The following is a 25,098-nucleotide window of genomic DNA, read 5'->3' as shown; positions in this document are numbered from 1 at the left end:
GGAGGTGCCCCCACCCGCGCCGCCAGGCGCAGGGGGCCGTAGGCGACCGACGACAACGCGGCGAGGCGCGGTGCCAGGGCACGCGAGCCCGGCAAGATCCGTCAGACACGCCCTAGCCCGCGGGCCAGGCAGTCGTCACCGCCGTCGGACCACGCCTCCTGGAGGGCCACCACATCGGGCTTCAGCTCCCGCAGTACGGCGAGTACGGCCTCCCGGCGCCGTTTCGGGTCCTCGAAGCGCCACCACACGTTCCACGTCACGATTCTCACCACGGCCGCCAGTCTGCCGGACCCGCCCGGCCGCCCCTGTCCCCGCCCCCCTGCCCCGGATCGCCGCGGCCACTGAGACTGAGGAAACGGGTGGGGCGGGAGGAACGACGAAAACCGGCCGGAAAGCGCCGATGCCGGTAGCGGGGCCGTAACGCCGCTCCCAGAATGCCCGCATGAAATTCAGCTACGCGTTGCTGCCCGACCACGCTCTGTCGGACGCCCTGGAGACCATCGAACTCGCCGACGAGCTGGGGTTCCACGCCTGCTACGCGGCGGACGAGACCTGGCACAAGGACCTGTGGATCCTGTTCGCGGCGGCGGCGGGCCGGACCCGTTCGATCCGGCTGGGCCCCAGTGTCTCGCCCATGCTGCTGCGGGAACCGACCCATGTGGCGCAGGCGCTGGCGACGCTGGACGAACTGTCGGGCGGCCGGGCCGAGGCGGTGCTGTCCAGCGGGAACACCGGGCTGCTGGAGCAGTACCGGATCGACCCCGCCCGGCTGCGGCCGCTGTCGCGGACCAAGGAGGCGCTCCAGGTGGTGCGGACCCTGCTGGACGAGGGGACGATCACCTTCGAGGGCGAGTTCTACTCCTACGACGGGCTGTTCACCTTCGCCCGGCCGGTGCAGGAGCGGGTGCCGCTGAAGCTGGGCGGGATGAAGGGGCCGCGTACCTTCGAGGTCGCCGGGGAGTTCTCCGACGGCTGCCACCACGCGCTGAGCTATACCCGTGAGGCGTATGCCTACATGGTCGACCATCTGCGGATCGGCGCCGAACGGGCGGGCAAGGACGTGACGTCCCTGGACATCGGCGCCTGGGTGGTCTTCGCCACGGCGGAGGACTCGGCCGCGGCCCGCGAGGCGGCCCGCAGCATGGTCGGGATCTACGCCTCGGCGATGTCGGACGAGCAGCTGCGGCGCAACGGGGTGGATCCGGCGGAGCTGAAGCCGGTGGTGGACGCGATCCGGGCCGGGGACCTGGCCCGGGGTATCGAGCTGACGTCGCCGGAGGTGACCGAGCGGCTGTCGGTGTCGGGGACGCCGGAGGAGTGCGTGGCGAAGATCCGGGACGAGATCGCGGTGGCCGGGGTGAACCATGTGGTCTGCGGTGTGACGGACCGGACGCTGGTGAAGGCGTTCGCGGACCGGGATCTGCCCGAGGTGCCCGGGGCGCGGGAGCAGCTCCGGCTGATCCACGACCGGATCATGCCCGCGTTCACCTGACCGGCGGCAGCGGCGGGGCGCGTACCGGCCCGGCCCGGGAGGGCGACCCCGGCGCCGGGCCGGGGTCGTATCCGTGGGAGGGTCGGGGCTGATCGGAGGCGGGCCGGAGTGCCGACCGGGGGCCCGTCCCGTTCCATGAAGGCAGGAAGATCCACGCCCCGCCGCCGGACGCCCCGGCGGCGGTCCCGGCATCCGCCCCGTCGTCCGCCCGTCGTCCCGGCGCCGTCCCAGCAGAGAAGGGTTCGTCCCCCGTGAGCAAGATCCCCACCATCACCCTGAACAACGGTGTCGAGATGCCGAGACTGGGCTTCGGTGTCTGGCAGGTCTCCGACGAGGAGGCGGTACGGGCGGTGACGACGGCCGTCGAGGCCGGCTACCGCAGTATCGACACGGCGGCGGCGTACGAGAACGAGACCGGCACCGGGCAGGCCGTCGCCGCCTCCGGCGTACCCCGTGAGGAGCTGTTCCTCACCACCAAGCTCTGGAACAACGACCACGGCTACGACAGCGCGCTCCGCGCCTTCGACGCGTCCCTCGCCCGGCTCGGCACCGACTACGTGGATCTGTATCTGATCCACTGGCCGGTCCCCCGGCGTGACACCTATGTGGACACCTGGCGCGCTCTGGAGAAGATCCTCTCCGAGGGCCGGGCCCGGGCGATCGGGGTGTCGAATTTCCTGCCCGCGCATCTGGACCGGCTGGCCGACGAGACGTCGGTGGTCCCGGCGGTCAACCAGATCGAGCTGCATCCGCAGCTCCAGCAGGCCGAGTCGCGCGCCGCGCACCGGCGGCTCGGTGTGGTGACCGAGGCATGGTCCCCGCTGGGCCAGGGCAAGGGCCTGCTGACGGTCCCGGCGGTGGCCGCGGTGGCGCGCAAGCACGACCGCACCCCGGCCCAGGTGGTGCTGCGCTGGCACCTCCAGTCGGGGCATGTCGCCATTCCCAAGTCGGTGACCCCGTCCCGGATCCGGGAGAACATCGACATCTTCGGCTTCGAGCTGGACGACGACGACCTCGCGGCCTTCGCGGCGCTGGACGAGGGGCGGCGGCTGGGCCCGGACCCGGCGGAATTCGGCTGAAGGGACAACTCCCTCCGGGCTCGGGCGGTTCGGCGCGCCGGGCGTCTCGTACGATCGGTGATCACATCACGAACGAGGGGTACGGGACGTTGAGCGGGGCTTTCACACCGGGCCGCCATCTGGTGCGCAATGTCGGCAGTGGTCTTGTCCTGGAGGTGTACGGCGGCTCCAGGGGCAGCGGGGCCGTCGTCCAGCAGGCGGTGGAGACCGGGGAGCCGGTACAGCAGTGGCTGATCGAGCCGGTGCCCAACGGCAGCGGTCTCCACCACTTCGTCAACACGGCCAGCGGCAAGCGGCTGGACGTCGCCGACGCCTCCACCGAGAACGGGGCCCGGATCCAGCAGTGGCGGCCGAACAACTTCGGCGCCCAGGAGTGGATCATCGAGTCCCTGGTGGAGACGCCGGGGACGTATGCCGTGGTCAGCTTTGTCAGCGGACTGCTGCTGGAGGTCGCCGACGGCAGTACGGAGGCCGGGGCGCGGATCCAGCAGTGGGAGGACACCGACGGTCCGCACCAGCAGTGGCGGCTCGAACCCCGCTGACCCGAGTCCGGTGGCCCGCGGCCCCGAACGGGGACCCGTCCCTCCGCGAGGACGGTCGGGAGAGCCACCCAGGTGGCGCTGGGGGTCCCCCATGGCCGAAGGCATAGGGGCGGAACTGCGCGAACAGCCCGCCACCGGGGTGCGGACCGCGAACAAGGGCCGGCCGCCGGGCGCACCCCGGGTAGCGGGGCGGCGCCCGGGAGCGGCCGAGGCCGGGGACACACGCCGGGCGCGACGCGGATACCCGGCGTAGCCCGCGGCGGGCGGGCTCAGCCCCGGCGGGCCGTGTGCACGGTCCGGGCCGCCAGCAGGAAGACGTCCGGCCGGGTCGCGAGGCCCTGCGGATCGTCCGGGTCCAGCAGCCGGTCGATCACCTTGAGGTCGTCCTCGTCCAGCCATCGATCGGCCGACTCGCGCCGCCGGGACAGGGCCAGCGCCACATGCTCCCGGGCCGCCTCCGGCAGCGGCGCGGGCAGGTCCAGCAGGAAGGACTTGGTGCCGCCGCCGGTCAGCCCGGCACCCGCCAGCATCTCCCGCCAGTCCTCCGGCTCGTCCTTCGCGCCGGGCAGGGCGTCCCGCATCTCGGCGAACCAGAGACTGTGCGCGCCTTCGAGCCTGGCTTCCAGTCCGGGCCGTCCGATGCCGATGTCCCGGGGCAGATGGCGGGCCGTCAGACCGCCCTCGACGACGGCCAGCAGTCCGCCGGTCCGCAGCAGTCCGGCCAGTCCGGCGACGGCCGCCCGCTGGTCGCCGATGTGGTGCAGGGAGTCGCCCGCCCAGACCACGTCGGCCGTGCCCAGGGCGGCGAGGTCGCCGGGGAGTTCGGCGTGTACGGCGCGGAAGCGGTCGGAGTAGCCCGATCGGACGGCCCGCTCGGCGGCCCGGTCCAGCAGTTCGGGGGTGGCGTCGACGGCGACGACCTCGGCGTACGGGAAGACCTCGGCGAGCAGCGCGGTCAGTACGCCGGGTCCGCTGCCGACGTCCAGTACCCGGCGGACCGCGCCCGCCGGGATCTGTCCGGCCAGCCAGCCGGTGGCCTCCCGGTAGAGGGGCCCGTTCAGCTCGGCGCCCTGCTCCAGCAGGGGTGCCATCACATTCCAGTCGATGTCGGTGCTGTCGTGGTGGTGTCCGTGTCCCTGGCCGTGGCCCGGGCCGTGGTGATCGTTTCGGCTCATGCTGACAGGGTGGACCGCTGTGGCCGTTCCGGCGAACTTTGTTGCCGATTCGGCAAACCCTGGCTCAGACCGGGTCAGCTCAGCTCAGTTCAGTTCAGATCGGCTCAGCCGGAAACGGCCCGGGACACGGGTCGGCCGGGGGCGGATCCGGCGGCCGGCCGGCCGAGGACGGCTCCCGCGGCGGCCGGGGCGCCGCCGGTGCGGTACTCCTGGGGGCTGACGCCGCGGACCCGTTTGAAGGCTGCGCTCAGGGCGAAGGAGCCGCTGTAGCCGACCTTCCGGGCGATCGTGTCGACGGTGGCGTCCGACTGCCGCAGCAGCTCGGCCGCGAGATCGAGCCTTCGGCGGGTGAGATGGGCCATCGGGGGCTCCCCGACCAGCTCGTGGAAGCGCCGGGTGAGGCCCGCGCGGGACACCCCGCTCTTCTCGGCGAGCGATGCCACCGTCCACGGACGGGCCGGATCGTCCTGGATCAGCCGCAGGGCGCGGCCGGTGACGGGGTCGGCCATGGCCCGGTACCAGCCGGGCGCACGGGCCTCCGGCCGGGAGAACCAGGCCCGCAGCGCCACCACCAGCAGCAGATCGAGCATCCGGTCCAGCATCACACTCTGCCCCGGCTCGTCCCTGGCGATCTCGTCCTCCAGGACCGGCAGCAGCGGACAGGCCCATTCGCCCGCCCGCAGATGGACCAGCGGCGGGAGGGCGGCCAGCAGCCGTCCGCCGACCTCGCCTTCCAGGGGGTACGTCCCGATCTGTACGACGTCCCGGCCGTCGGGGGCGTTGCCCCAGGTCCGTACGCCCATCGCCAGGGTCTCGTGGAGCGGTTCGCCCCACGGCGAACGGCAGGCGCCGCCCGGACCGACCAGCGCGCCGGGCGGGGTGTCGGGGTGGTCGGCGACCGTATACGGGTCCGGGCCCCGGAGGATCGCCACATCGCCGGGGCGTACCAGCACGGGCTCGCCCCCGTCGGGCACGATCCACGCCTCGCCGTCCGTCGGGCACAGCAGCGACAGCGGCGCCCGGTCCTCGACCCGGACCGACCACGGCGGTTCCATCACCATCCGCAGCAGGAAGGCGCCCCGGGCCCTGGGCCCGTCCAGCAGTCCGGCGAGTACGTCCATGACCTCAGCGTAGAGGCAGCGGCCCGGCGGCTGAGCCGGACGCGTATGGGGTTGAGCCGCCCGCGCATGTCCTCCGGCGCCCCGGGCCGGGAGGCTTGGGGCATGACACAGAACATCCAGCACACCGAGCGGCACGCCCAGCGGGACAACGGCACGGGGAACACCGGCGCGGGGACCACGGTCCTGGTGACGGCGGCGACGGGCAAGACCGGCCGCCGGGTGGCGGAGCGGCTGTCGGCGGCGGGCCACACCGTCCGGGCCGGATCCCGGACCGGGGAGACCGTCTTCGACTGGACGGACCCCGCGACCTGGGCCCCGGCCCTCAAGGACGCCGATCTCGCGTATGTGAACTACTTCCCGGACCTGGCGGCGCCCGGCGCGTCCGAGGCACTGCGGGCCTTCGGCCGGGCGGCGGCCGACGCCGGGGTGCGGCGGCTGGTACTGCTCTCGGGCCGGGGCGAGCCGGAGGCGGTGGCGTCGGAGGAGGCCCTGCGGCAGGCGGGCGTACCGCTGACCGTGGTGCGGGCGGCGTTCTTCGCCCAGAACTTCAGTGAGGGGCCGATGGCCGAGGGCCTGGACCGGGGCGAGATCGTCTTCCCGGCCGGGGAGACGGCGGAGCCGTTCATCGACGCCGACGATCTCGCGGACGTCCTGGTCACGGCGCTCACCGAGGACGGACACACCGGGCGGACGTACGAGGTCACCGGGCCCCGGCTGCTCACCTTCGCGGAGGTGGCGGCGGAGATCTCCCGGGCCTCGGGGCGCGAGATCGCCTATGTCGCGGTACCGGGCGAGGCGTACGCGGCGGCGCTCCGGCAGGCCGGGTATCCGGACGAGGACGCGGCCTGGGTGGCCGAACTGTTCGTGACGCTGCTGGACGGGCACAACGCGAGCACGACGGACGGGGTGCGGGAGGTGCTCGGCCGGGAGCCGCGCGACTTCACCGAGTTCGCCGACCGGGAGTGGGGCGGCGGGAACTGACGGACGGGGATGCCGGGCGGCGGATGGCGGCTGGGCCCGCGGTCGCGGGCGGGCGGGGCGCGGAGATCCGGCGGGGGCGCCCGGGCGCGTACCGCCGCCGCGTCAGCCGTCCGGCCCTGCCGGTCCGTTCAAGCCGTCGGGGGGCTCCGGCCGCCCCTCCGGTCCGAGGGCGTCGAGGACCCGTTCCACGGGGTCGGCTTCGGCCGCCCGCTTGTCGGGGCGGTAGCGGACGACCCGGGCGAATCGGAGGGTGACGCCCGCCGGGTAGCGGGTCGACCGCTGGACTCCGTCGTACGCGATCTCCACGACCAGCTCGGGCCGTACCCGTACGGTGAATCCGTCGTCGGATACGGCCAGCTCGCCCAGCCGGCGGGTCTGCTCGCGCAGCGTCTCGTCCGTGAGGCCCTTGAAGGTCTTCCCGAGCATCACGAAGGAGCCGTCGGGGGCCCGCGCGCCGAGATGGAGGTTGGAGAGCAGCCCGGTCCTGCGGCCGTGGCCCCATTCGGCGGCGAGTACCACCAGATCGAGGGTGTGGACGGGTTTCACCTTGAGCCAGGACCGGCCCCGGCGGCCCGCGACGTAGGGCGCGTCGGCCGCTTTGACCAGGACTCCCTCGTGGCCGCGGGCCAGGGTGTCGGTGAGGAAGTCCTCGGCGGCCGACCGTTCGCCGGGGTCGGCGGGGTCGGCGACGGCCAGCCCCCGGACCCGGGCCGACTCCGGGAAGAGCCCGGCCAGTACGGTACGGCGCTCGGATCCCGGCAGATCGAGGGTCTCCTCGCCGTCGGCGGCGAGTACGTCGAAGAAGACCGGGGTGAGGGGCAGGGCGGCCCGGGCGGCCGCGACATCGGCCCGTGAGCCGACCCGGGCGGCGATCCGCTGGAACGGCACCGGGCGGCCCGCCGGATCCAGGGCGATCACCTCGCCGTCGACGGCGAACCGGTCCCCGGACGCGCCGAGCGCCGCCGCCACCACCTCCGGCAGCCGGTCCGTGATCTCGTCCAGCGACCGGGTGAAGACGCGTACGGTACGCCCGTCCCGGTGTACCTGGACCCGGATTCCGTCAAGCTTCTCCTCGACCACACAGGCGGTGCCCAGGGTCGTGATCGCCTCGGTGACGGAGGCCGCGGTGTGCGCCAGCATCGGCAGTACGGGGCGGCCGACCCGGAGCCGGAACCGGCCGAGGGCGGCGGGCCCTTCGGCGAGCAGCGCGGCGGCGACCCGGGTCGGCGAACCGTCCAGCATCACGGCCCGGCGTACCGCTCCGGGCGCGGCCCCGGCGGCCCTCGCGACCGCCTCCAGGGCGACGGCGTCGAGCGCGCCCTGTCGTACCTCCCCCAGCAGCAGCCGGGTCAGGAACTCCTGCTCGGGGGCGGTCGCGGCGGCCAGCAGCCCGTTCAGCGCGCGGGCCCGGGCGGCCCGGGAGCCGGGCCCGGTGATCGCGGCGAGCCGGGTCAGCGCGGCATCGGCGGCGGCGACCGTGAGAGTCGGCGCGGCGGCGGGCGGCGGGGGGTCCTTCAGAGCGCTCCAGCCGATCCCGATCCGGCCCTGGGGCAGCCGTCCGGAGAGATAGGCGATCACCGGGGCTGCCTCGTCGGGCGCGGTGTCCGTGAGGAGTCCGGCGAGCAGTTCGGTCTTACGGGATCTGGCGGAGGCGTCGGCCACCGCGCGGGACACCTCGGCGAGCCGTGCCAGCAGCATGCGGCCATGGTGCCCCGGCCGGGCCCGGGCCGCACCCTCGGCGCCGGACCCACCGGCGGAACGGGGCCCGCGGGCGGCGCCGGGCGGGAAGGTCTCCCGGCCGGGCCACGCCCTCTCAACAGCGCCGTCCGCCCGGAAGGCGGGGCCGGTGCGGGCCATTCGCAAGGGCGGTGAGGCCCGGCGGAGTCAGGGGTTCCCTCGTACCGGACACTCGGGAAATCCCGACGACGTCGGGCCCGGCGGCCCCTTCCCCTGCCCGAAGGGCCACGGGGGAGAGTGCGCGGGCCGGGCGTCGCTGACCGGGCGGGGGCTCTACGGGACACGCCCCGGACCTGGCCGGGGCCGGGCCGTGGCCGGGCGGCGATGGGGTGACGGTGGCGGAAACGGCAGGTGGCGCGGGGGTGGACCGCCGGGAAACGAGCTGGAGATTGTGCAAGAACCTTGTCCAAAAAACTCGGAACCCCGGGGGGATCGGGTACGTGTGTGCGAAACCGTGGGTACCGTGTGGTCGCGAACCCGCGGCTACGGGCCGCGGCGGACTCCACGACGGACGGCCGCGTTCGGCGGCGGTCACCGGGCAGGAAGGAGCCGAGTGGGCGGCAAGAGCACCCGGAGTGCGATGCGCGAGCTGCGCGACGATCTGCGGAGCGCGCTCGAACTGGCCCGGCCCGAGGGCCACCAGCAGGTGTTCGCGGCCCTCTGCGACCGGCTGAGCGAGCGGCGGGGGCGGCCGGTGGTGCTGCGTCTGGTGGAGTTCCCGCCGGGGACGGCCAGCGGGCTCTACCTCGATATGACCGACCGTGATGTCATCTGCGTCCAGTCGAACACCCACCCCTCCCACCAGTTGGTGATCTTCGGTCACGAGGTCTGGCACATGATGGCGGGCCACGGCGGGCGCCCGGCCGACGGCCGCGACACCCGGCCCGACGGGGGCTCCGGAGCCCCGGCCGGGGCGGTGCCGTCGCAGCGGGGCCCCGGGTCCGGCCGCACGGCCGGCCACGGGTCCCCGGCCGGCCGTCCCGAGGGGATGACCACCGCCGTCCAGAGCCTGGCCGCCAGGACCGACTTCCGGCAGCGGCAGGAGACCGAGGCCGAGACCTTCGGACTGGAACTCGGCGCCCATCTGCGCGGCTGGCTGGACGGCCCGCGCAGGTCCGCGCCGCGCAGCGCGCTGGCCCGGCGGATCGAGACGTCCCTGGGAAAGCACCGGACCGGCTGACCCCGGGTCCGCCCCGCGCCGCCCCGTACGAACACGGGCCGATCCGTACGGACACCCCCGGGCCCGGGCGGACCTGCGACGGAATCCCCGGCGCGCATCACCCGTCCGTCGTATTACCTTCTGGGGTATGACAACTCTGGTGACCGCCCCGGGCGTCGGCCCCCTGCTGCGCGGCTGGCGGGAGCGTCGCGGCGTCAGCCAGCTCGATCTGGCCCTGCGCGCCGACTCGTCGTCCCGCCATATCAGCTTTATCGAGACCGGACGGTCCCGCCCCAGTGAGGAGATGATCCTCCGGCTCGCGGACCAGCTCGACGTCCCCGTACGCGAGCGGAACGCGCTGCTCCTCGCGGGCGGTTACGCGCCCCGCTTCCCCGAGACGCCGCTCGACGATCCGTCGATGGAGGCGCTGCTGGAGGGGCTGCGGCAGTTGCTGCACGGCTACGACCCCTATCCGGCGGTCGTCGTGGACGGGCTGTACAACGTGGTGGCGGCCAACCTCGGCATGACCCGGCTGCTGGAGGGCGTCGCGCCGCATCTGCTGGCGCCGCCGCTGAACGGGATGCGCGTCACGCTCCACCCGGAGGGGCTGGCGCCGCGGATCCGCAATCTGCGGGAGTGGCGGCACCACCTGCTCCACCAGATGGACCGCCAGCTCGCCCTGGTCCGTTCGGACGCCCTGCGGGAGCTGTACGAGGAGGTGTCGGCCTATCCGCTGCCGGAGGACGCCGCGGGCTCCGAGGGCGACGAGCCGTCGGCGTACCCCTTCCTGGCGCTGCCGATGGTGCTGGAGCACGACGGGCGGGTGCTGTCGCTGATCTCGTCCATCTCCACGTTCAACACCCCGATGGACGTGACGGTCTCGGAGCTGGCCATCGAGACGTTCCTCCCGGCCGACCCGGAGACGGTCGCCTATCTCCGCTCCTTCGCCTGACGCCCGTCTTCGGGCGGCAGAGAACCGGCGGGTCCCGCGCCGCTCACGAAGGAGTGGTGCGGGACCCGCCGGTGGGGGGCGGACCGGGCCCCGCGGCCCGGCCCGTACTCAGCGGGCGGTGGCGAGGGACCGCAGCGCCGACCACTGGAGGACGGCGAATCCGCCGACCGTCATGGCCTGGGCCGGGATCCACACGGCGCCCGCGACGGTGGCGTCGAACCAGAGGACCACCGAGACCACACTGAGCAGGGCCCATACGGCGTTGGCGTCGACGATGGCCTTCACGGCGGCCGGGGACGGTACCGGCCGGGAGCCGGTCAGGCCGACACCGACGGCGAAGACGACGAGGAAGGCCCCGAGGCCGAACAGCAGCCCGCTGTCGATCCCGAGCAGCCGTCCCACGGGGCCGGACGCGGCCACGTAGACCAGTCCGTTGACCCCGGTGACGACGGCGTCGAGGGCGAGGAATCGACGCAGGATCTCGGTCCGGTCGTCGGTACGGGCGACCGTGGCGAGCAGAGCGGTTGCGGTCATGGGAATCAGCCTCCATCAGGCGGTGGTCGGCCGTCGGGCCTGCGGTCGGGGGGCCGGACCCCGGGTGGAGTGCGCCGCCCGGGATCCGATGGCAGAAGACTGCCGGTGCGGGCCCGGCCTGGTCGATTACTCGACAGGTAATGCCCGGCGGGCGCGGTGGGACGGCGCCGGTCGGGACCGTGGGAGCACAGCGCCGGGGCGGGTGGAAAGAGCCGCGCGGGGCGGTACGGATTCAGGCGGGGCGGTACCCCCGCGGTGCGGTGCGGGCGGTACGGGGCACGGTACGGTCGTCCGCACTGCCGGGCCGACCTCCCGGCGCCGTACCGAAGGAGCCCGCCGATGAGTCCCGCCCCCGAAACCGGCCGCCCTGCCCCCGGCTTCACGCTCCCGGGAGGGGTCCTGGCCGACGGGGAGTTCCGCCCGGCGGACTACACCCTGGACGGCGCGCCGGGCCGTCCGCTGGTGCTGGCCTTCTACCCGGGCGACGACACCCCCGTCTGCACCAAGCAGCTCTGCTCGTACTCCAGCGGTCTGGAAGCCTTCACCGACTGCGGGGCCGAGGTGTGGGGCATCAGCCCCCAGGGCGTCGACAGCCATGAGGCGTTCGCCCGGAAACACGGTCTGCGGATGCCGCTGCTGGCCGACCGGGACCGCGCGGTGGCCAGGGCGTACGGCATCGCGGCCCCCGGGATCGGGCTGCGGCGCGCGGTCTTCGTCGTCGCCCCCGACGGCACGCTCCACTGGAAGCACACGACGCTTCTGGGCGCGACGTTCCAGTCGACGGAGAAACTCGCGGCGCGGCTGGCCGAGTTCGCCTCCTGACCGGCCGGGACACACCGTCGAACGCGTCCCGTCCCGGAACCCGGGAACGGCTCGGCGGCGTAGGTGACCGGTGGGCCGGCCGGCCCGGGGCCGGCCGACCCGCACGGGTCAGACCGTGCCGTCGTCCTTGGCCCGGGCCAGGACCGGGGCGGGCTCGGTCCGGGGCCCGGATTCCTTCGGCTCGGCGGCGTCGGGGGCCGCCGGGGGCCGCCGGCGGGAATCCCGTTCCTCGGCGGCCTCGGCGGCTCGGGCCGCCTCGGCGCGCAGCATGGCGTTCAGGGCGGCGAATGGGTCGATGGGCATGGCGGTACACCTCGGGGGGTGGGAAGGGGGCGGCGTTCTCGTCGTCTGGCGGCGGGAAACGGCCGACGGTCGGCTGAGACGGCCGGAGTAACTGGCCCGGCCGTACGGCCCCGTCAGCAGCGCAGCACCACACCCCGGGCGGCGGACAGCCCGGACAGCGCGGCGGGGGCCCGCCGGGGGACCGGCCTCGGCCGGACCGCACCGGGCCGGGACGTCCTGCCCCGGCGGCCCCGGGCGGACCTGGCCCGGGAGCCCGGTGCAGGGTTCCCCACCGCCTCCTCGGCCTGCGCCGAGGAAGCCGCTCCGTCACCGGTGGCCGAGACGGGGATCCTCGCCTCGGCGGCCTCCGCCGACTGCGCCCCCGCCGCCACGGACGTCCCCAGCAGCGCGAGCAGCGCGACCACCACGGTCAGCGCGCCGCGCCAAGCGACGACACCGACCGCGCGGCAGGGCGGCACGACCGGGGGATTCTTCATGGCGGCGCGACCTCCTGAACATGCGTCCAGTGCCCGCTATCGGCCGCCGCGCGCCGACACTGAAGCCGGATCCCCCCGTCCGGAGGACAGGCATTAGCCCGATTCCCGTCGTGCCGGACGCACCGTCACCACCCGAACGCCCCGAACCGCACAGCCCGACGGCGCTACGCCCCGGCCCCGAACCCGCCGCACCGGATACCGCCTGCCCGAAGAGGACAGCCCCGGACTCCGGCACCGGGGGCGCCGGAATCATCCCGATCCGGCTCCGGCTGCTGAGCCGGGTCGACCGCGGTCCGGCCCCGGATTCAGCTCCGACTCCGGCCGGGCTCCGGGTGAGGTTCCGGCTCGGCCCGTGTACCCGGCTCCGAGGCCGGACCCTGAACCGGCCCCTCCCCCGAGCGGGCACCCGGACCGGACCCCGGCTCCCGGTCCGACGCCGGGCCCGCCCCGGACTCCGAGTCCTGACGGGGGTCGTGGCCCGGTCCCGGGCCCGGGTCCTCGCCCGGGCCGGGTGTGTCGACCGGTATCCGCGGCTCGGTGGACTCCGCCAGCCAGCGGCGCAGTACGGCGTGCACCTGCTCCGCGCCGACCAGTTCGGTGCCGTCCGCCACCGGGGGCGACAGCTCGGCGGGGGAGAGCAGGAACGGCTGGGACTGCTCCCCGCCGAGACCGCCGTGGGAGCCGATCTGCGCCTCGAAGGCGTGCACCCGGCCCGTCTCGGGATCGAACATCGAGTTGATCATGATGTCGGCGACATGCGGAAAGCCGTCCGTACGCCGTACGGCGTCCGCCGCGCCCCGGCCGAAGACGGCGAGCGGGCCGCTGTCGTCGGTCAGCTCGGCGACCGGGACCTCCGCCCCGGCGGGTCCGAGGACCACCGAGCCGTGCCGTTCGCTCCGCACCAGCAGAAAGCCGATGCCGGGATGGTTGGCCAGGGTGCTCAGCAGCGCCGGGTGACGGGCGTCGATCTCCTCCTTGGTCAGCCGCTCGGGCGTGTCGCAGAACGAGACCAGCGCCAGATTGCCCGATGCCAGCACCACGGGTTCCGAGCCGGGCCCGGGCCGCTGCTCGTCGGCGCCGTCCACCGGGTCCCGGTGGAGGGCGGCCCGGAGCGCGACCCGGGCGGCCTCCCGGGCCTCGGCGCCGCTCCGGGAGCGCTCGGCGCGCCGGGACACGGGCAGTCCGCAGCCGGCCCGGACGAGGTCCCGCAGCGTCAGCCCGTAGGCCCCCTCGAAGGTCTCACCGGGGCTCTGGCCGTGATCCGAGAGGAGCGTGATGTGGTACGGGCGGGGCGCGTGCTCGGCGACCTTGGCGATCAGGGCCAGGGACCGGTCCAGCCGCTCCAGCACCCGGGCCGCGTCCCGGCTGTGCGGCCCCGAGTGGTGCGCCACCTCGTCGTAGGCGACCAGGTCGGCGTAGACCGCGGTCCGGCCCGCGAACATGTCACCGATCACCGCGGCGACCACGACGTCCCGCTCCACCACCGTGGCGAAGGCGCGGATCAGCGGATAGAGCCCGCCCCGCTTCACCCGGGGCCGGTCGCCCCGCAGCCGGGCCCGGGTGGACTGCCCGATCTCCCGGCCGGCCTCGGCGAAGAACGAACCGGCGGTGCGTACCGCGTTCGCCGGGTCGGAGAAGTAGGCGAAGTACCCCGCGCGGGAGCGGTTGGCCCGGCCCCGCCGGGCGGCGACGGAGAGCACCAGGGCCACCTGGTCGGCGCCGCCGCTGAACAGATTGCCCCGGCTCGCGCCGTCCCTGGCGAGCAGCCCGGCGTCCCCGGTCCGCTCGACCGCCCGGCGCTGGAGCTCGACGGCGCTCCCGGGCCGGTTGGAGACCATCAGCCGGCCGGTGTCCTTCTCGTACCACCGGAAGGCGGGCACGTCGAAGGTGGTGCCGTGCAGGATGCCCAGCTGGCTCGCGCCGGTCTGGCTGGACCAGTCGGTGCGCCAGGGGGTGAGCCGGTGGCCGTCGTCCAGCCACTTGGCGACCGTCGGCATCAGCCCGTCCTTGGCCGCGCGCAGCAGTACCTCGTGGCCGACGCCGTCCAGTTGGAGGAAGACCATGCCGTGGCAGTCGTCGCACACCTCGCCACCGCGGCGTCTGCGCCGGGTCGCCAGCCGGGACAGCCGCCGCCGGTAGGCGTTGTCGTCGCGGACGGCGAGCGCGGTGGAGGTCGCGGACGCCACGGCGGACATCACCGCGGCCACCACGACCGCGGTCTCCGGGCTCACGTCGCCCCGGCCGTCGGGGATCAGCCACAGCGCCACCAGCAGCAGCGAGCCGTTGAGGAAGAACACCAGCAGGCCGAGGACGAGCGCCGGGACGAGCAGCAGGGCCCGCACCAGCAGCGGCCACACCAGGGCCGACAGCAGACCGAAGGCGCCCGCGCCCCAGGCGGCCGTGAGAGCCGTCCGGGTGAGGCTGTCGCCGTCGGGGGCCTGGAGCCGGAAGTCGGGCAGGGCACCGGCCAGCGCCAGCATGGTGAGGGTGGACACCCCCCACACCACGATCACCCTCAGCAGGGCGCCACCCGCCCTGTGCCATCGGCCTTCGGTCACGCCCTGTTCACCCCGTACTCGTGCCGTGCTGTCCGTACGCCGGGCGCGCGGACCGCCCCGCGGCCCTCCGACTACGGCCCCGGCCCCACGCCGGGCCTCCAGACTCGCACAGACCCGGCCCCGGCCCCGGCTGCCTGTGGACAACTCCCCGTCACCACAGGTCGTCGGCGAACACCCCCGCCGACACCGGGCCGGGGCGGCGCGGCCCGTACCACCGCACGGCGACCGCCTTCGAGCCCGCGCGCGCCGAATGCGGACCGTCCCGCCTCCGCCCGGCCCGGCCCCGGTCCCCGGGACGCGGGCGGACCCCCGAGGTGATCGCAGTAATGTGGGGCGGGAAGCCCGCGCGCGGCGGCGTGGGCGCGGGGCGGCCGGGAGCCTCGCGCCGACCGCTCCGCGACCGCCGGACGGAGAACGGCGGGGGACGGCGGGCGCGGAGGAGGGGCGTGTGATGGTGGAAGTCACCTGGTGGGGGCATGCCACCTGTACCGTCGAGGACTCCGGTACGCGCGTCCTCACCGATCCCCTCTTCGTCCGGCGCCTCGCCCATCTGCGCCGCAGGCGCGGTGCGGTACCGCCGCCCGAGGCCGCCGTCGCCGACGCCGTCCTCGTCTCGCATCTCCACTCCGACCACCTCCATCTGCCGTCCCTGTCCCGGCTGGCCCCGGGGACGGCGCTGGTGGTCCCGCGCGGCGCGACCCGCGCGGTTCCGGCGCTGGCCCGGCTCGGGCTGCGGATCACCGAGGTCGGGCCCGGCGACACGACGACCGTGGGCGAGTTGGCCGTGCGGGCCGTCCCCGCCCTCCACGACGGCCGCCGACTGCCCGTCGGCCCTCATCGCTCCCCCGCACTCGGCTATGTGGTCGAAGGCGAGGCCAGGACCTACTTCGCGGGCGATACGGGTCTCTTCGAGAGCATGGCCGACGAGGTCGGCCCGGTCGACGTGGCACTGTTGCCGGTCGGCGGCTGGGGCCCGTTCCTGGGCCACGGCCATCTCGACGCCGGCCGGGCGGCGCAGGCGCTGGCCGCGCTCCGGCCCCGTTTCGCCGTCCCCGTCCACTACGGCACGTACTGGCCCATCGGCCTCGACCACATCCGCCCGCACGAGTTCCACTCCCCCGGCGACGAGTTCGTCCGGCACTCGGCCCGGCTGGCGCCCGGAGTCTCCGTACACCGCCTCGGCCACGGGGAACACCTCAGACCCGGTGCCCCGGAGGACGGCCGGTGACCATCCGCTTCCCGGACGTCCTCGGGCCCGTCACCGAGACGATGGCCCGGCTGCCGTCCGAATCCACCCAGCAGGCCGTCGGCTATCCGTCCCTCTTCCTGCTGGTGACCCTGGGCGCGCTGGTCCCGGTGATCCCGACCGGCGCGCTCGTCAGCTCGGCGGCCGTCGTCGCCCTCCACCAGACCGCGCCGCTGGCCCTCCTGCACGTCTTCGTGGTGGCGTCGCTCGCCGCGTTCCTCGGCGACATCACCCTCTACTGGCTGGGGCAGCGGGGCGTACGGTCCCGCAACGGCTCACGCTGGCTGGCCGAACTCAAGTCCCGGGCCGCCCCGGAACGGATCGCCCAGGCCCAGGAGAAGCTGGCGGAGCACGGCGTCACGGTCCTCGTGCTGTCCCGGCTGGTGCCCGCCGGGCGGATCCCGGTGATGCTGGCCTGTCTGCTGGCCAGGATGCCGATGCGGGCCTTCGTCCGGGGCGACGTACCGGCGTGCCTGGCGTGGGCGGCGACGTACCAGCTCATCGGCGTCCTCGGCGGCTCCCTCTTCGACGAGGCATGGCAGGGCGTGGCGCTCGCCGTGGCACTGACGGTGGTGATCAGCGCGGCACCGGTGCTCTGGCGGCGGCTGCGGCGCGGCCGGCCGGACTCGGCGGGCGGCCGGGCCTGACGCCGCGGGTACGGGGCCGGGCCCGTACCCGGCGGTCACCGCAGCTCGTCGAAGACCGTCGCCAGGGTCGCCAGAGCCGTCGCGACCTGCGGCAGTTCCAGGGGCGCGGGCGAGGCGAGTGACTCCAGCCGGGCCTCCGGGTCGGGCCCGGCGAGCGGCGCGACCGGCAGCCGGGCCCGGAGCGCGCCGAGTTCGTCGCCGAACCGGTGACCGCCGGGTACGGAGACCCCCAGGCGGCCCGTCAGATACTCCTCGAGATCCATCGAGTCGTTCACGCCCCGGGCCGCGAGCCCGGCCCGCAGCGGGCCCAGGTCCGCGTACACATGGCGCCCCGCCCGGGGCGGCCGGGCCAGCGCGCCCGCCGCGAGCACCGCGAGATGGGCGGCCTCGGCGAGGCGTCCGTACATCGCGGCGGCGGCCTCCGCGCGGGCCGTGACCGGCGCGGGCTCGTCCAGCGCGGTCGCGGCGGCCGCCGCGACCGGCTCGGCGACGGCCGCGCCGAGCGCCGTCAGCACATCGAGCGCCCTGGCCCGGTGGGGGCCCTGTGCCGCCGGGAATCTGGCGACGGCGGCGGGCCAGGCCGACGGCAGCAGGGCACCCGCGAGATCCTGTACCACCGTCACCGCGTCCGGGCACATCTCCGCCGGGCTGACCAGCACGGTCTCCCGCGGTCTGTGCAGGGTGTCGCGCCAGGTCTCGTCGCTGACGATGTGCAGACCCTCCGCCACGGCCGCCTCGCACGCCTCCAGGACCAGCTCCGGCGGCGCGACGGTCGCGGTCGGATCGTCGGCGACCGACAGCAGCAGCAACCGGGGCACGCCGCCCTCCGCGCGGACCCGGCGCACCGTCTCCAGCAGGGCGTACGGATCCGGTACGCCGCCGCTCTCCGCCGGAGTCGGTACGTGGTACGCCCCCCGGCGCAGCATCCGCGCCTGCGGGGTCCACCAGGCGGGGCTCGGCCGGGGCATCAGCACATCGCCGTCGTGCGCGGCGATCAGGGCGCACAGCAGGGCGGGGGCGCCGGGCGCGGCCACGGCGTCGGCGGCGCCGGTTCGGAGCCCTCGGCGGGTCCAGTACCCGGCGGCGGCCTCCCGCAGCACCGCCGAACCGCCGGTCGGGCCGCCGACCGACCGCTCCGAGGCCGCGACGGCGGCGGCACGGAGCTCGGGAAGCACGGGGAGGGCGGCGTCGGGCGCGTGCGGGCTGTGCCGCACGGTCCCCGGGCCGTCCGGAGCTGCGTGATCCCTCACGGAGATCCTCCTCACCCTGGGGTTCCCCACTTTTGTACGGACCCCCCGCTCCCGCCACCTGGGCCGCCCCCGGGCTCTTGGCTGTCCGGGCCGCGCCCGGCGGCCTTGACTTGTTCGCGGTCCGCGCGCCGTTGTGGGTTGCCCGCGCAGTTCCCCGCGCCCCTCAATGCTCTCCCCGGCACCGTCCTGGAAGGGGTCCCGGCCTTGAAGGCCCTCCTCCTGGAAGGGGCGGTCAGGAGGGCAACCAGGGGCGCGGGGAACTGCGCGAACGGCCACGCACGGTCCGCGGGCCGCGAACCACATCGGGTCGCCGGGCGCGGCCCGGACAGCCAAGGCGCTCGGGTCCCTCCGTGCCGGAGGCGTGGCGGCGAGGGGCGACAAGGTGGCGGGACCCACAGCGGGAGGCGACCACGCGTGAAAGGGCGCCCTCCGGGGTAACCGCGTGGAATGAGTGACGAGACGCGGAGATCCTGGGCCGGCCGACTGGACCGGCGGGTGTTTCATGCCGTCGCGGACCGGGCCTGGCCCGCCGCCGAGCCCGTGTTGCCGAGGCTCAGCCGGGCCGCCGACCACGGTGTGCTGTGGTTCGCGACGGCCGCGGGCATAGCGCTGGTGGGGCGGGACGCGCGGGCCCGCCGGGCCGCGGCCCGGGGGGTGGCGTCGCTCGCCGTGGCGTCGGCGCTGATCAATACCGTGGGCAAGCGGAGCGTCCGCCGGACCCGGCCGATCCTGGATGCCGTCCCCCAGGTCCGCAGGTTGCGCAGGCAGCCGATCACCTCGTCGTTCCCGTCGGGGCATTCCGCGTCGGCCGCCGCTTTCGCGACGGGGGTGGCGATGGAGTCGAAGGGCTGGGGCGCGGTCGTCGCTCCGGTCGCGTTCTCGGTGGCCTTCTCCAGGATCTATACGGGTGTCCACTACCCGGGTGATGTGGTGGCGGGCGCGGCGCTCGGGGTCGGTGCCGCGCTCGCGGTCCGGGGAATCGTTCCGGCCCGGTCGCAGCTCGTGCCGCCGGTGGCCCGGCCGGTCCGGCCGCCGGTCCTGCCGGACGGCGACGGTCTGGTGGTGGTCGCCAATCGCCGTGCGGGCTCGTCGGCCCTGGTAGGCCTGGTGGGCGCGGCGCTGCCGCGGGCGGAGGTGGTGGAGTGCGAGCCGGGCGATGTGGTCCGGGAGTTGGAGAAGGCCGCGGGCCGGGCCCGGGTGCTCGGGGTCTACGGCGGCGACGGCACGATCAACGCCGCGGCGACCGTCGCGGTGGCGCACAGTCTGCCGCTGGCCGTGTTTCCCGGCGGCACGCTCAATCACTTCGCCCTGGATCTCGGTATCGAGTCCGTCGACGACACGTGCCGGGCGCTGGCGGCCGGTGACGCGGTCAAGGTGGATCTGGGCCGGTTCACCCCGGGTCCGGTCACCCCGGAGGGTGTCCGGGCGCCGTGGGGGTACTTCCTGAACACCTTCAGTCTGGGGGTCTATCCGGAGCTGGTGACGTTCCGGGAGCGCTGGTCGCCGCGGGTCGGCGGCTGGACGGCACAAGTACTCGCCGCGGGGAAGGTCCTGCGGCACGGCCGGCCGCTGGAGGCGGAGGTGGCGGGCCGTCGCCGTCCGCTGTGGCTGCTCTTCGCGGGCAACGGCATCTATCAGCGTTCGGGGCCCGCGCCCGGCAACCGGCAGAACCTGGCGGACGGTCTGCTGGACGTCCGGATCGTGCACGGGGGCGCCCATCCGGGGCTGCGGCTGGTCGCCGCCGCGCTCGCGGGCCCGCTGAGCCGGTCCCCGGTCCATGCGGCGCAGCAGCGCCGCCGGGTCCGGATCGCGGGTCTCGCTCCGGGGACCCCGCTGGCGTACGACGGCGAGGTCACCGAGGCCCCGGAGGAGCTGCTGATCGACAAGGTGCCGCAAGTCCTCACGGTCTACCGGCCCGGCACACTGACCTGACCTGACCTGACCTGACCTGGCCTGACCCGACCTGACCGACCCGGACCGCCACCCACCCGGCCCGACACCGAACAAGTCCATATATCAAGACGGGTATCCCGCAATGCGATACGCGCGCCCTAGGGTTGGAGCACCGAAAGCTCCAGCCCCGGAGGTCCGTATGCGGGAAACCGCCGTCTACACCCATGGCCATCACGAGTCCGTACTGCGCTCGCACTCCTGGCGCACGGCCGCCAACTCCGCCGCCTACCTCGTCGCCGAGCTGACACCCGGCGCACGGGTCCTCGACATCGGCTGCGGCCCCGGCACCATCACCGCCGATCTGGCCGAACTGGTCCCCGAAGGCCGGGTCACCGGTGTCGATCTGGCGGCCGGGGTCGTGGACCGGGCCCGGGAGTACGCCGCCGGACGCGGGCTGGGGAACACGGACTTCGCCGTCGCCGACGTCAACGCGCTCGACTATCCCGACGGCTCCTTCGACGTGGTCCACGCCCATCAGGTGCTCCAGCATCTGGGCGATCCGGTCGGCGCCCTGCGCGAGATGCGCCGGGTCTGCCGCCCCGGTGGTCTGGTGGCCGTCCGCGACAGCGACTACGCCGCCTTCACCTGGTTCCCCGAGATCCCGGCGCTCGACGACTGGCAGACGCTCTACCGGCGGGTGGCCCGCGCGAACGGCGGCGAGCCCGACGCGGGCCGCCGACTGCTCTCCTGGGCCCGGGCGGCCGGTTTCACCGGCATCCGGCCGTCCGCGGGCGTCTGGTGTTTCGCCGAGCCGGAGGACCGTGCCTGGTGGAGCGGGCTGTGGGCGGATCGTACGACCGACTCCGGGTACGCGCGGATCGCGGTCGACGGCGGGCATACGACCCCGGAGGGGCTGGCGGCCGTCGCGGACGGCTGGCGCGCCTGGGGCGCGGCGGACGACGCCTGGTTCTCCGTCCTCCACGGCGAACTGCTCTGCCGGGTGTGACCCCGGTGCGCCTCGCCGGGTCCGTCGCCCGCCCCGGCGAAGGGCACCGGGCCGGACGGCGGGTGTGCCGTTCCCACCGCCCGGGGTGTACCGTTCCCGCCGCGCCCGGCCGCGAACTACCCTCCCCCGTATGGAAATTCTGGGAACGACCCTCCGTATCTGCGTCGACGACCTCGACACCGCGACCACCTTCTACGCCCGGCTGACGGGCGCCACCCCGCAGCGCTTCGACCGGGGCGGGGTGTCGGCGGCGGCCGTGGGCTGCTTTCTGCTGATGAGCGGTCCGGAGCGGGAGCTGGAGGTGTTGCGGAAGGTGACGGCCACGATCGCGGTGGACGACGTGGACCAGACGTACGCCACCCTCTCCGAGGTCGGCGCCCAGGTCCTGGCGGGGCCGGTGGCCACACCCGTGGGCCGTAATCTGCTCGCCGTCCACCCGGACGGCTCGATCTTCGAGTACGCGGACCGCAAGCCGGGCTGACCGACGGCGGGCGAGGCGGCGGGCGTGGTACAGCACCAGGGCCGGACGACCCGCCGCCCGGCACCGCACCCCACCCGGCCCCGGCCGCCGGTCCCCGGGCGGTCAGCCGCCCGGCCGCATCCGGTACTCGTACGCGTCCGGCAGCGGCTCGTCGCTCAGCCGGGCCCACACCTCGTTCAGCTCCTCCGAGCCCTCCCGCAGATCCGCCACCTCGAAGCCCTCGTCGAAGATGGCCCGCGCCTCGTCGAGCAGCCCCTCGGCGACCAGCAGCCGGGCGTGGATCAGCCGGAACCGGCCGCGCCCCCGGACTGCGGGCGTCAGCCGGGCCCAGACCGACCTGGCGTCCGCGACCCGGTCCACGGCGAGCAGCGCCTGGATCGCCTCCCGGCCGAGCGCGGCGGTGGCCGCCGTCCAGCTCTCGCCGCTGTCACGGCGCTCCTGGCAGAGATCGTCGAACGCCTCCAGCCAGCGGTCGGCGGCCCGCAGCGGATGGCCGCCCTCCTGGTCGGCGACGGCGAGACAGCGCAGCAGCGGCCAGCGCGACGGGGCGAGTTCGAGGCCGCGCTCCCAGCTCCGTACCGCCTGCGCCCGGTCGTCGGCCTGCCACTGCGCCACCCCGAGGTGATACTCCGTCAGCGGGTCGGCGGGCGCGGTCTCCAGCATGTCCCGCCAGGCCGGTGCGGTGAGCGACGGGCCGGGCGGGGCGACCCGGCGCGGCTGCGGCAGGGCGCCGGTGGTGAGCAGCTCCCGCCAGGGCGCCTGCTCGTCGCCGATGGTCGACTCGTCGAAGGGCGTCCCGGGCAGCTTCGTCCCCGTCCGCAGGGTCTCCAGCGCGCCCCAGCCGGAGCCGGTGGCCAGGGTTCGGACGGGTTCGGTGTCGGCGGCCGTCAGCCACTCCTCGTACGCCGTGTCGACGGCCGCCCTCGGCAGCGCCCCCTCCAGCCGCCGTTCGACCTCGGCGACGGCGGCGGCCCAGTTGTCGCCGTGTACGGTCCCGGCGTCGGCGGCCAGCGGCCCGTAAGCCTCCAGCCAGCTGAACTCCGCGCCCGCCTCGAGACGGACGTGTTCGAGCTGGGTACGGGCCAGCCCCGCCTGGATCTCCGCGTAGCCCGCGGTCTCCGGCTCCGTCAGCCAGCGCTGCCAGCGCCGCCCGCCCCGGCCCGCGCCCCAGACGAACAGCTTGCGGCCCCGCAGGGTGTCCGTGGACGTCTGGACCAGGCCGTGCCCGTCCTCGTCCAGGGCCGTGATCCACTTCCGGGCCGCCGTCGGCACCTCGTAGAAGTAGTCGGCGGGATGCTCGCCGCGCAGCGGATACGTACGGTCCTCGTCCCGGTACTCGGGTACGGGGATCCGGCGCAGGGCCCGCTCGTAGCCGTAGTACCAGGCCTCGTCGGCGGGGGCGAGGACCCGGGTCCTGGGATGCTCCTCGACGGCGATGTTGGACCACCAGTAGACCGGGACCGCGCGCTCGTGCGGATTGCGGATCCGGACGCCGACCCGCAGGAAGCCGGAGTCTGCGGGCAGCCACAGATCGACCTGGAACGGCAGATCGCGCAGCCGCTCCCATTCCCACAGCCGCAGCATCTCCCCGCCGTCGGGCGCCGGGACGACCGCGGCGTGCACCGGCGCGCAGGAGAGCGCCGAATGGCCGGTGGCGCCGATGTTCCACTCGATGCCGCCGGAGAACCAGGCGCCGTTGAGGGCGAAGTCCGCGGGCTGGAAGACGGGATTGCGGTAGACCAGCTCACGGCCGGTCGGCTTGTGGTGCAGGGAGTGCACCCGGCCGCCGAACCCGGGCAGGACCGTCGCCCGCAGCCGGTCGTTCTCGATCACGATCGCGTCGAGGTCGGCGGGGGTACGGTCCCGTCCGTAGCCGTCCATGATCCGGACCGGCAGCAGGGTACGCAGCGGCTCGTACCCGACCTGCCGGGCCATCTCGCGCGGCAGCTCCCGCCGGGTGCGTTCGTCGACCGTATGGGTCTCGTCCAGCGGCCGGAGCGCCGGCAGCGGATTGGCGGGACCCACGGGAGCCGCGGGCAGGGTCAGTACGGTGCGCCGCACGGTCGTGGCCAAGGCAACCTCGTTTCGTTCGGGGTCGTACGCGGCAGCGGGCACCGGCCGGGGCGTAGCGCTGCCGCTGTTGGCGACCATCGAACAGCCTCGGGCGCGAGCGGACCAGATCCCTCGCGCCCCAGATCTTCGTCAAACCGCGGCGCTTCCCGGCGGCCCGCGCCCCGATCCTCCTCATGAGGCCGCCTCGTACGCACGGAGAGACCGTGACGCCGGACTCCGAGTACCGGCCTCGCCCCGGCGGCTGTTCCTCGTTCACGGCCTGCGGACCGTGGGGGCCGGTCACGCGGCTCACCTCGCCCCTGGGCCTTCGGCGACGGGGGGACCCCCAGCGCCTCGGCCCTCCGGGTGAGGCCCACGCCACCCGCCCGGCCGGGCCGGAGTCGTCGGGCGACCGCGCGCCGCCGTGGGCTCGTCGCGCAGTTCCCCGCGCCCCTGGGTTGCCCTCCTCGCCCCCTCGTAAAGAGGCGGGTCCCTCCTACCGGGAGCGGGCCCCTTCTTCAGGGGCGGTGCGAGGGAGAGCGTTTAGGGGCGCGGGGACTGCGCGAGCAACCACCGACGGGCCGCAGTCGGCCGACAACATTTCACGGCAGACGGCGGCCCGGGGCACGGGGACCCCGGGCGGCACAGCGCGTCACCGATCCGACGCGCCGAACCCGTCGACCACCGCGTCCGTCAGGACGTCTCCCGCCGTGCCGTCCGGATCGCGGTCCGGGTCGTAGATCGTCACGTTCATGCCCACACAGTGCGGCGACGCCAGCAGCGCCCGCAGTACGGAGGTCAGTTCGTCCGGCAGCAGCCCGTCCGGGTCGGCGCTGTCCACCGCGGGCATCACCGCCGGGTCGAGGACATCGGCGTCGAGGTGGAGCCAGAAGCCGTCGACGGCCGCAGTCCCCAGGCTCGTCGCCACGGCGTTCGCGGCGTCGGCCGGGCCCAGTCGGCGCAGTTCGCCGACGGTCAGCGACGGGATCTTCAGCTCCGCGAACTCCGCCAGGTCCTCGTCGCCGTCCCTGATGCCGATGAACCGGATGTCCTCGTCCCGCAGATAGGGTTTGCGGCCCTCCAGGTCGGCGAGGTCGTCCTGGCCGCGCCCGGTGGCGATGGCGACCTCCTCGCCGCCGGACGCGCCGATGGCGTCGGCGGGCGAGTTGCCCAGGTGCCGGAAGTCCGCGGAGGCGTCGACGGCGACGAGTCCGTAGCGGCCGACCCGGCGCAGCGCGAGGGACGCGCCGAGCTGGATCGAGCAGTCACCGCCGAGGACGAGGGGGAACCGGCCGCCGCGGATGTGCTGTTCGATCCGGTCGGCGAGGCGGGGGGTGTACTCGGCGACGGCCGCGGCGTTGAACACTCCGTCACCGGGCCGCCAGTCGCCCAGGTCGTAGCGGGGCGGGACGACGACCCCGCCGTCGGTGGCGCCGATCCGCCGGACGATCCCCCGGTCGCGGAGCGCCCCGGCGAGCTTGTAGCAGCCGGGGACGACTCCCGGCGCGGGCGGGCGGAGACCGAGGTTGGAGGGGGCGTCGATGACCACGATGTCGTCCATCGGGCCATCCTCGTCCGCGCGGGCGCCCGGC

Annotated in this window: 23 protein-coding genes; 12 read left to right on the top strand and 11 right to left on the bottom strand. The window is 74.7% G+C overall.

Annotated features, from left to right (window positions below; translation table 11 throughout):
- Positions 1-101 precede the first annotated feature (101 nt).
- Complete coding sequence (locus tag ABZ714_RS28405; RefSeq protein ID WP_358828201.1) at positions 102-260, bottom strand: endonuclease/exonuclease/phosphatase family protein; 159 nt, start codon at positions 258-260, stop codon at positions 102-104.
- Between the two features lie 182 nt (positions 261-442).
- Here ABZ714_RS28405 and ABZ714_RS28400 point away from each other — a divergent pair, with 182 nt between their 5' ends.
- The 3 genes from ABZ714_RS28400 to ABZ714_RS28390 all read left to right on the top strand — a co-directional run bounded on the left by ABZ714_RS28400 (position 443) and on the right by ABZ714_RS28390 (position 3,113).
- On the top strand, positions 443-1,492 hold the full coding sequence (locus ABZ714_RS28400; RefSeq protein ID WP_358828200.1) for an LLM class flavin-dependent oxidoreductase: 1,050 nt from the start codon (positions 443-445) through the stop codon (positions 1,490-1,492).
- Between the two features lie 251 nt (positions 1,493-1,743).
- Positions 1,744-2,571, top strand: coding sequence for an aldo/keto reductase (locus tag ABZ714_RS28395; RefSeq protein WP_358828199.1), 828 nt, complete (start codon positions 1,744-1,746; stop codon positions 2,569-2,571).
- A gap of 89 nt (positions 2,572-2,660) precedes the next feature.
- Positions 2,661-3,113, top strand: coding sequence for an RICIN domain-containing protein (locus ABZ714_RS28390; RefSeq protein ID WP_358828198.1), 453 nt, complete (start codon positions 2,661-2,663; stop codon positions 3,111-3,113).
- Positions 3,114-3,382: 269 nt separating this feature from the next.
- Here ABZ714_RS28390 and ABZ714_RS28385 read toward each other — a convergent pair whose 3' ends face one another.
- Both ABZ714_RS28385 and ABZ714_RS28380 read right to left on the bottom strand, forming a co-directional pair.
- A complete protein-coding gene (locus tag ABZ714_RS28385) occupies positions 3,383-4,288 on the bottom strand; it encodes a class I SAM-dependent methyltransferase (protein WP_358828197.1) in 906 nt (301 codons plus the stop codon).
- A gap of 104 nt (positions 4,289-4,392) precedes the next feature.
- Positions 4,393-5,409 (bottom strand): AraC family transcriptional regulator, encoded by a 1,017-nt coding sequence (locus ABZ714_RS28380; protein ID WP_358828196.1) that lies wholly within the window; start codon positions 5,407-5,409, stop codon positions 4,393-4,395.
- A 102-nt stretch (positions 5,410-5,511) separates the two neighbouring features.
- On the opposite strand from ABZ714_RS28380, the gene ABZ714_RS28375 reads away from it, so the two are divergent.
- Complete coding sequence (locus tag ABZ714_RS28375; RefSeq protein WP_358828195.1) at positions 5,512-6,390, top strand: NmrA family NAD(P)-binding protein; 879 nt, start codon at positions 5,512-5,514, stop codon at positions 6,388-6,390.
- 102 nt (positions 6,391-6,492) lie between these two features.
- Here ABZ714_RS28375 and ABZ714_RS28370 read toward each other — a convergent pair whose 3' ends face one another.
- Positions 6,493-8,088: an ATP-dependent DNA ligase gene (locus ABZ714_RS28370; protein WP_358828194.1), complete on the bottom strand. Its 1,596-nt coding sequence runs from the start codon at positions 8,086-8,088 to the stop codon at positions 6,493-6,495.
- A gap of 592 nt (positions 8,089-8,680) precedes the next feature.
- On the opposite strand from ABZ714_RS28370, the gene ABZ714_RS28365 reads away from it, so the two are divergent.
- Both ABZ714_RS28365 and ABZ714_RS28360 read left to right on the top strand, forming a co-directional pair.
- Positions 8,681-9,307 carry a hypothetical protein gene (locus tag ABZ714_RS28365; protein WP_358828193.1) on the top strand — a complete coding sequence of 209 codons (627 nt, stop codon included), beginning with the start codon at positions 8,681-8,683 and terminating at the stop codon, positions 9,305-9,307.
- A gap of 127 nt (positions 9,308-9,434) precedes the next feature.
- Complete coding sequence (locus ABZ714_RS28360; protein WP_358828192.1) at positions 9,435-10,238, top strand: helix-turn-helix transcriptional regulator; 804 nt, start codon at positions 9,435-9,437, stop codon at positions 10,236-10,238.
- Positions 10,239-10,346: 108 nt separating this feature from the next.
- Here ABZ714_RS28360 and ABZ714_RS28355 read toward each other — a convergent pair whose 3' ends face one another.
- Positions 10,347-10,772, bottom strand: a complete 426-nt coding sequence (locus ABZ714_RS28355; protein ID WP_358828191.1) for a hypothetical protein — start codon at positions 10,770-10,772, stop codon at positions 10,347-10,349.
- A gap of 339 nt (positions 10,773-11,111) precedes the next feature.
- On the opposite strand from ABZ714_RS28355, the gene ABZ714_RS28350 reads away from it, so the two are divergent.
- Complete coding sequence (locus ABZ714_RS28350; protein WP_358828190.1) at positions 11,112-11,594, top strand: peroxiredoxin; 483 nt, start codon at positions 11,112-11,114, stop codon at positions 11,592-11,594.
- 108 nt (positions 11,595-11,702) lie between these two features.
- On the opposite strand, the gene ABZ714_RS28345 is transcribed toward ABZ714_RS28350, so the two are convergent.
- The 3 genes from ABZ714_RS28345 to ABZ714_RS28335 all read right to left on the bottom strand — a co-directional run bounded on the left by ABZ714_RS28345 (position 11,703) and on the right by ABZ714_RS28335 (position 14,931).
- Positions 11,703-11,897 carry a hypothetical protein gene (locus tag ABZ714_RS28345; RefSeq protein WP_358828189.1) on the bottom strand — a complete coding sequence of 65 codons (195 nt, stop codon included), beginning with the start codon at positions 11,895-11,897 and terminating at the stop codon, positions 11,703-11,705.
- A gap of 113 nt (positions 11,898-12,010) precedes the next feature.
- On the bottom strand, positions 12,011-12,373 hold the full coding sequence (locus tag ABZ714_RS28340; protein ID WP_358828188.1) for a hypothetical protein: 363 nt from the start codon (positions 12,371-12,373) through the stop codon (positions 12,011-12,013).
- A gap of 305 nt (positions 12,374-12,678) precedes the next feature.
- The gene (locus ABZ714_RS28335) at positions 12,679-14,931 is read right to left on the bottom strand and encodes a phage holin family protein (protein WP_358828187.1); all 2,253 of its coding nucleotides are present in this window, start codon (positions 14,929-14,931) and stop codon (positions 12,679-12,681) included.
- Between the two features lie 448 nt (positions 14,932-15,379).
- On the opposite strand from ABZ714_RS28335, the gene ABZ714_RS28330 reads away from it, so the two are divergent.
- Entirely contained in the window at positions 15,380-16,159 is a 780-nt protein-coding gene (locus tag ABZ714_RS28330; protein ID WP_358828186.1) for an MBL fold metallo-hydrolase, read from the top strand.
- Positions 16,160-16,200: 41 nt separating this feature from the next.
- Positions 16,201-16,824, top strand: a complete 624-nt coding sequence (locus tag ABZ714_RS28325; protein ID WP_358828202.1) for a VTT domain-containing protein — start codon at positions 16,201-16,203, stop codon at positions 16,822-16,824.
- 35 nt (positions 16,825-16,859) lie between these two features.
- On the opposite strand, the gene ABZ714_RS28320 is transcribed toward ABZ714_RS28325, so the two are convergent.
- Positions 16,860-18,074, bottom strand: coding sequence for an aminotransferase class I/II-fold pyridoxal phosphate-dependent enzyme (locus tag ABZ714_RS28320; protein WP_358828185.1), 1,215 nt, complete (start codon positions 18,072-18,074; stop codon positions 16,860-16,862).
- A gap of 447 nt (positions 18,075-18,521) precedes the next feature.
- On the opposite strand from ABZ714_RS28320, the gene ABZ714_RS28315 reads away from it, so the two are divergent.
- The 3 genes from ABZ714_RS28315 (at position 18,522) to ABZ714_RS28305 (ending at position 21,454) form a co-directional block, all read left to right on the top strand.
- A complete protein-coding gene (locus tag ABZ714_RS28315; protein WP_358828184.1) occupies positions 18,522-20,006 on the top strand; it encodes a phosphatase PAP2 family protein in 1,485 nt (494 codons plus the stop codon).
- Between the two features lie 160 nt (positions 20,007-20,166).
- Complete coding sequence (locus ABZ714_RS28310; RefSeq protein WP_358828183.1) at positions 20,167-20,973, top strand: methyltransferase domain-containing protein; 807 nt, start codon at positions 20,167-20,169, stop codon at positions 20,971-20,973.
- Positions 20,974-21,103: 130 nt separating this feature from the next.
- Positions 21,104-21,454: a VOC family protein gene (locus ABZ714_RS28305; protein ID WP_358828182.1), complete on the top strand. Its 351-nt coding sequence runs from the start codon at positions 21,104-21,106 to the stop codon at positions 21,452-21,454.
- Between the two features lie 102 nt (positions 21,455-21,556).
- On the opposite strand, the gene ABZ714_RS28300 is transcribed toward ABZ714_RS28305, so the two are convergent.
- On the bottom strand, positions 21,557-23,527 hold the full coding sequence (locus ABZ714_RS28300; RefSeq protein WP_358828181.1) for a DUF5107 domain-containing protein: 1,971 nt from the start codon (positions 23,525-23,527) through the stop codon (positions 21,557-21,559).
- Positions 23,528-24,158: 631 nt separating this feature from the next.
- Positions 24,159-25,067, bottom strand: a complete 909-nt coding sequence (locus ABZ714_RS28295) for an arginase family protein (protein ID WP_358828180.1) — start codon at positions 25,065-25,067, stop codon at positions 24,159-24,161.
- Positions 25,068-25,098: the final 31 nt, after the last annotated feature.

The sequence above is a fragment of the Streptomyces sp. NPDC006798 genome, from assembly GCF_040635975.1.
Classification (GTDB): Bacteria; Actinomycetota; Actinomycetes; order Streptomycetales; family Streptomycetaceae; genus Streptomyces.
The sequence above is the reverse complement of the archived record's forward strand: the minus strand, read 5'-3'. Positions and strand labels throughout refer to the sequence as shown.

Excerpts from the sequence above, each read along its gene's own strand:
- ABZ714_RS28345 (WP_358828189.1), bottom strand. The coding sequence starts at position 11,897 with ATGCCCATCGACCCATTCGCCGCCCTGAACGCCATGCTGCGCGCCGAG.
- ABZ714_RS28350 (WP_358828190.1), top strand. The coding sequence starts at position 11,112 with ATGAGTCCCGCCCCCGAAACCGGCCGCCCTGCCCCCGGCTTCACGCTC.
- ABZ714_RS28385 (WP_358828197.1), bottom strand. The coding sequence starts at position 4,288 with ATGAGCCGAAACGATCACCACGGCCCGGGCCACGGCCAGGGACACGGA.
- ABZ714_RS28360 (WP_358828192.1), top strand. The coding sequence starts at position 9,435 with ATGACAACTCTGGTGACCGCCCCGGGCGTCGGCCCCCTGCTGCGCGGC.
- ABZ714_RS28315 (WP_358828184.1), top strand. The coding sequence starts at position 18,522 with ATGAGTGACGAGACGCGGAGATCCTGGGCCGGCCGACTGGACCGGCGG.
- ABZ714_RS28400 (WP_358828200.1), top strand. The coding sequence starts at position 443 with ATGAAATTCAGCTACGCGTTGCTGCCCGACCACGCTCTGTCGGACGCC.
- ABZ714_RS28310 (WP_358828183.1), top strand. The coding sequence starts at position 20,167 with ATGCGGGAAACCGCCGTCTACACCCATGGCCATCACGAGTCCGTACTG.
- ABZ714_RS28295 (WP_358828180.1), bottom strand. The coding sequence starts at position 25,067 with ATGGACGACATCGTGGTCATCGACGCCCCCTCCAACCTCGGTCTCCGC.
- ABZ714_RS28305 (WP_358828182.1), top strand. The coding sequence starts at position 21,104 with ATGGAAATTCTGGGAACGACCCTCCGTATCTGCGTCGACGACCTCGAC.
- ABZ714_RS28355 (WP_358828191.1), bottom strand. The coding sequence starts at position 10,772 with ATGACCGCAACCGCTCTGCTCGCCACGGTCGCCCGTACCGACGACCGG.
- ABZ714_RS28380 (WP_358828196.1), bottom strand. The coding sequence starts at position 5,409 with ATGGACGTACTCGCCGGACTGCTGGACGGGCCCAGGGCCCGGGGCGCC.
- ABZ714_RS28325 (WP_358828202.1), top strand. The coding sequence starts at position 16,201 with ATGGCCCGGCTGCCGTCCGAATCCACCCAGCAGGCCGTCGGCTATCCG.
- ABZ714_RS28370 (WP_358828194.1), bottom strand. The coding sequence starts at position 8,088 with ATGCTGCTGGCACGGCTCGCCGAGGTGTCCCGCGCGGTGGCCGACGCC.
- ABZ714_RS28340 (WP_358828188.1), bottom strand. The coding sequence starts at position 12,373 with ATGAAGAATCCCCCGGTCGTGCCGCCCTGCCGCGCGGTCGGTGTCGTC.
- ABZ714_RS28375 (WP_358828195.1), top strand. The coding sequence starts at position 5,512 with ATGACACAGAACATCCAGCACACCGAGCGGCACGCCCAGCGGGACAAC.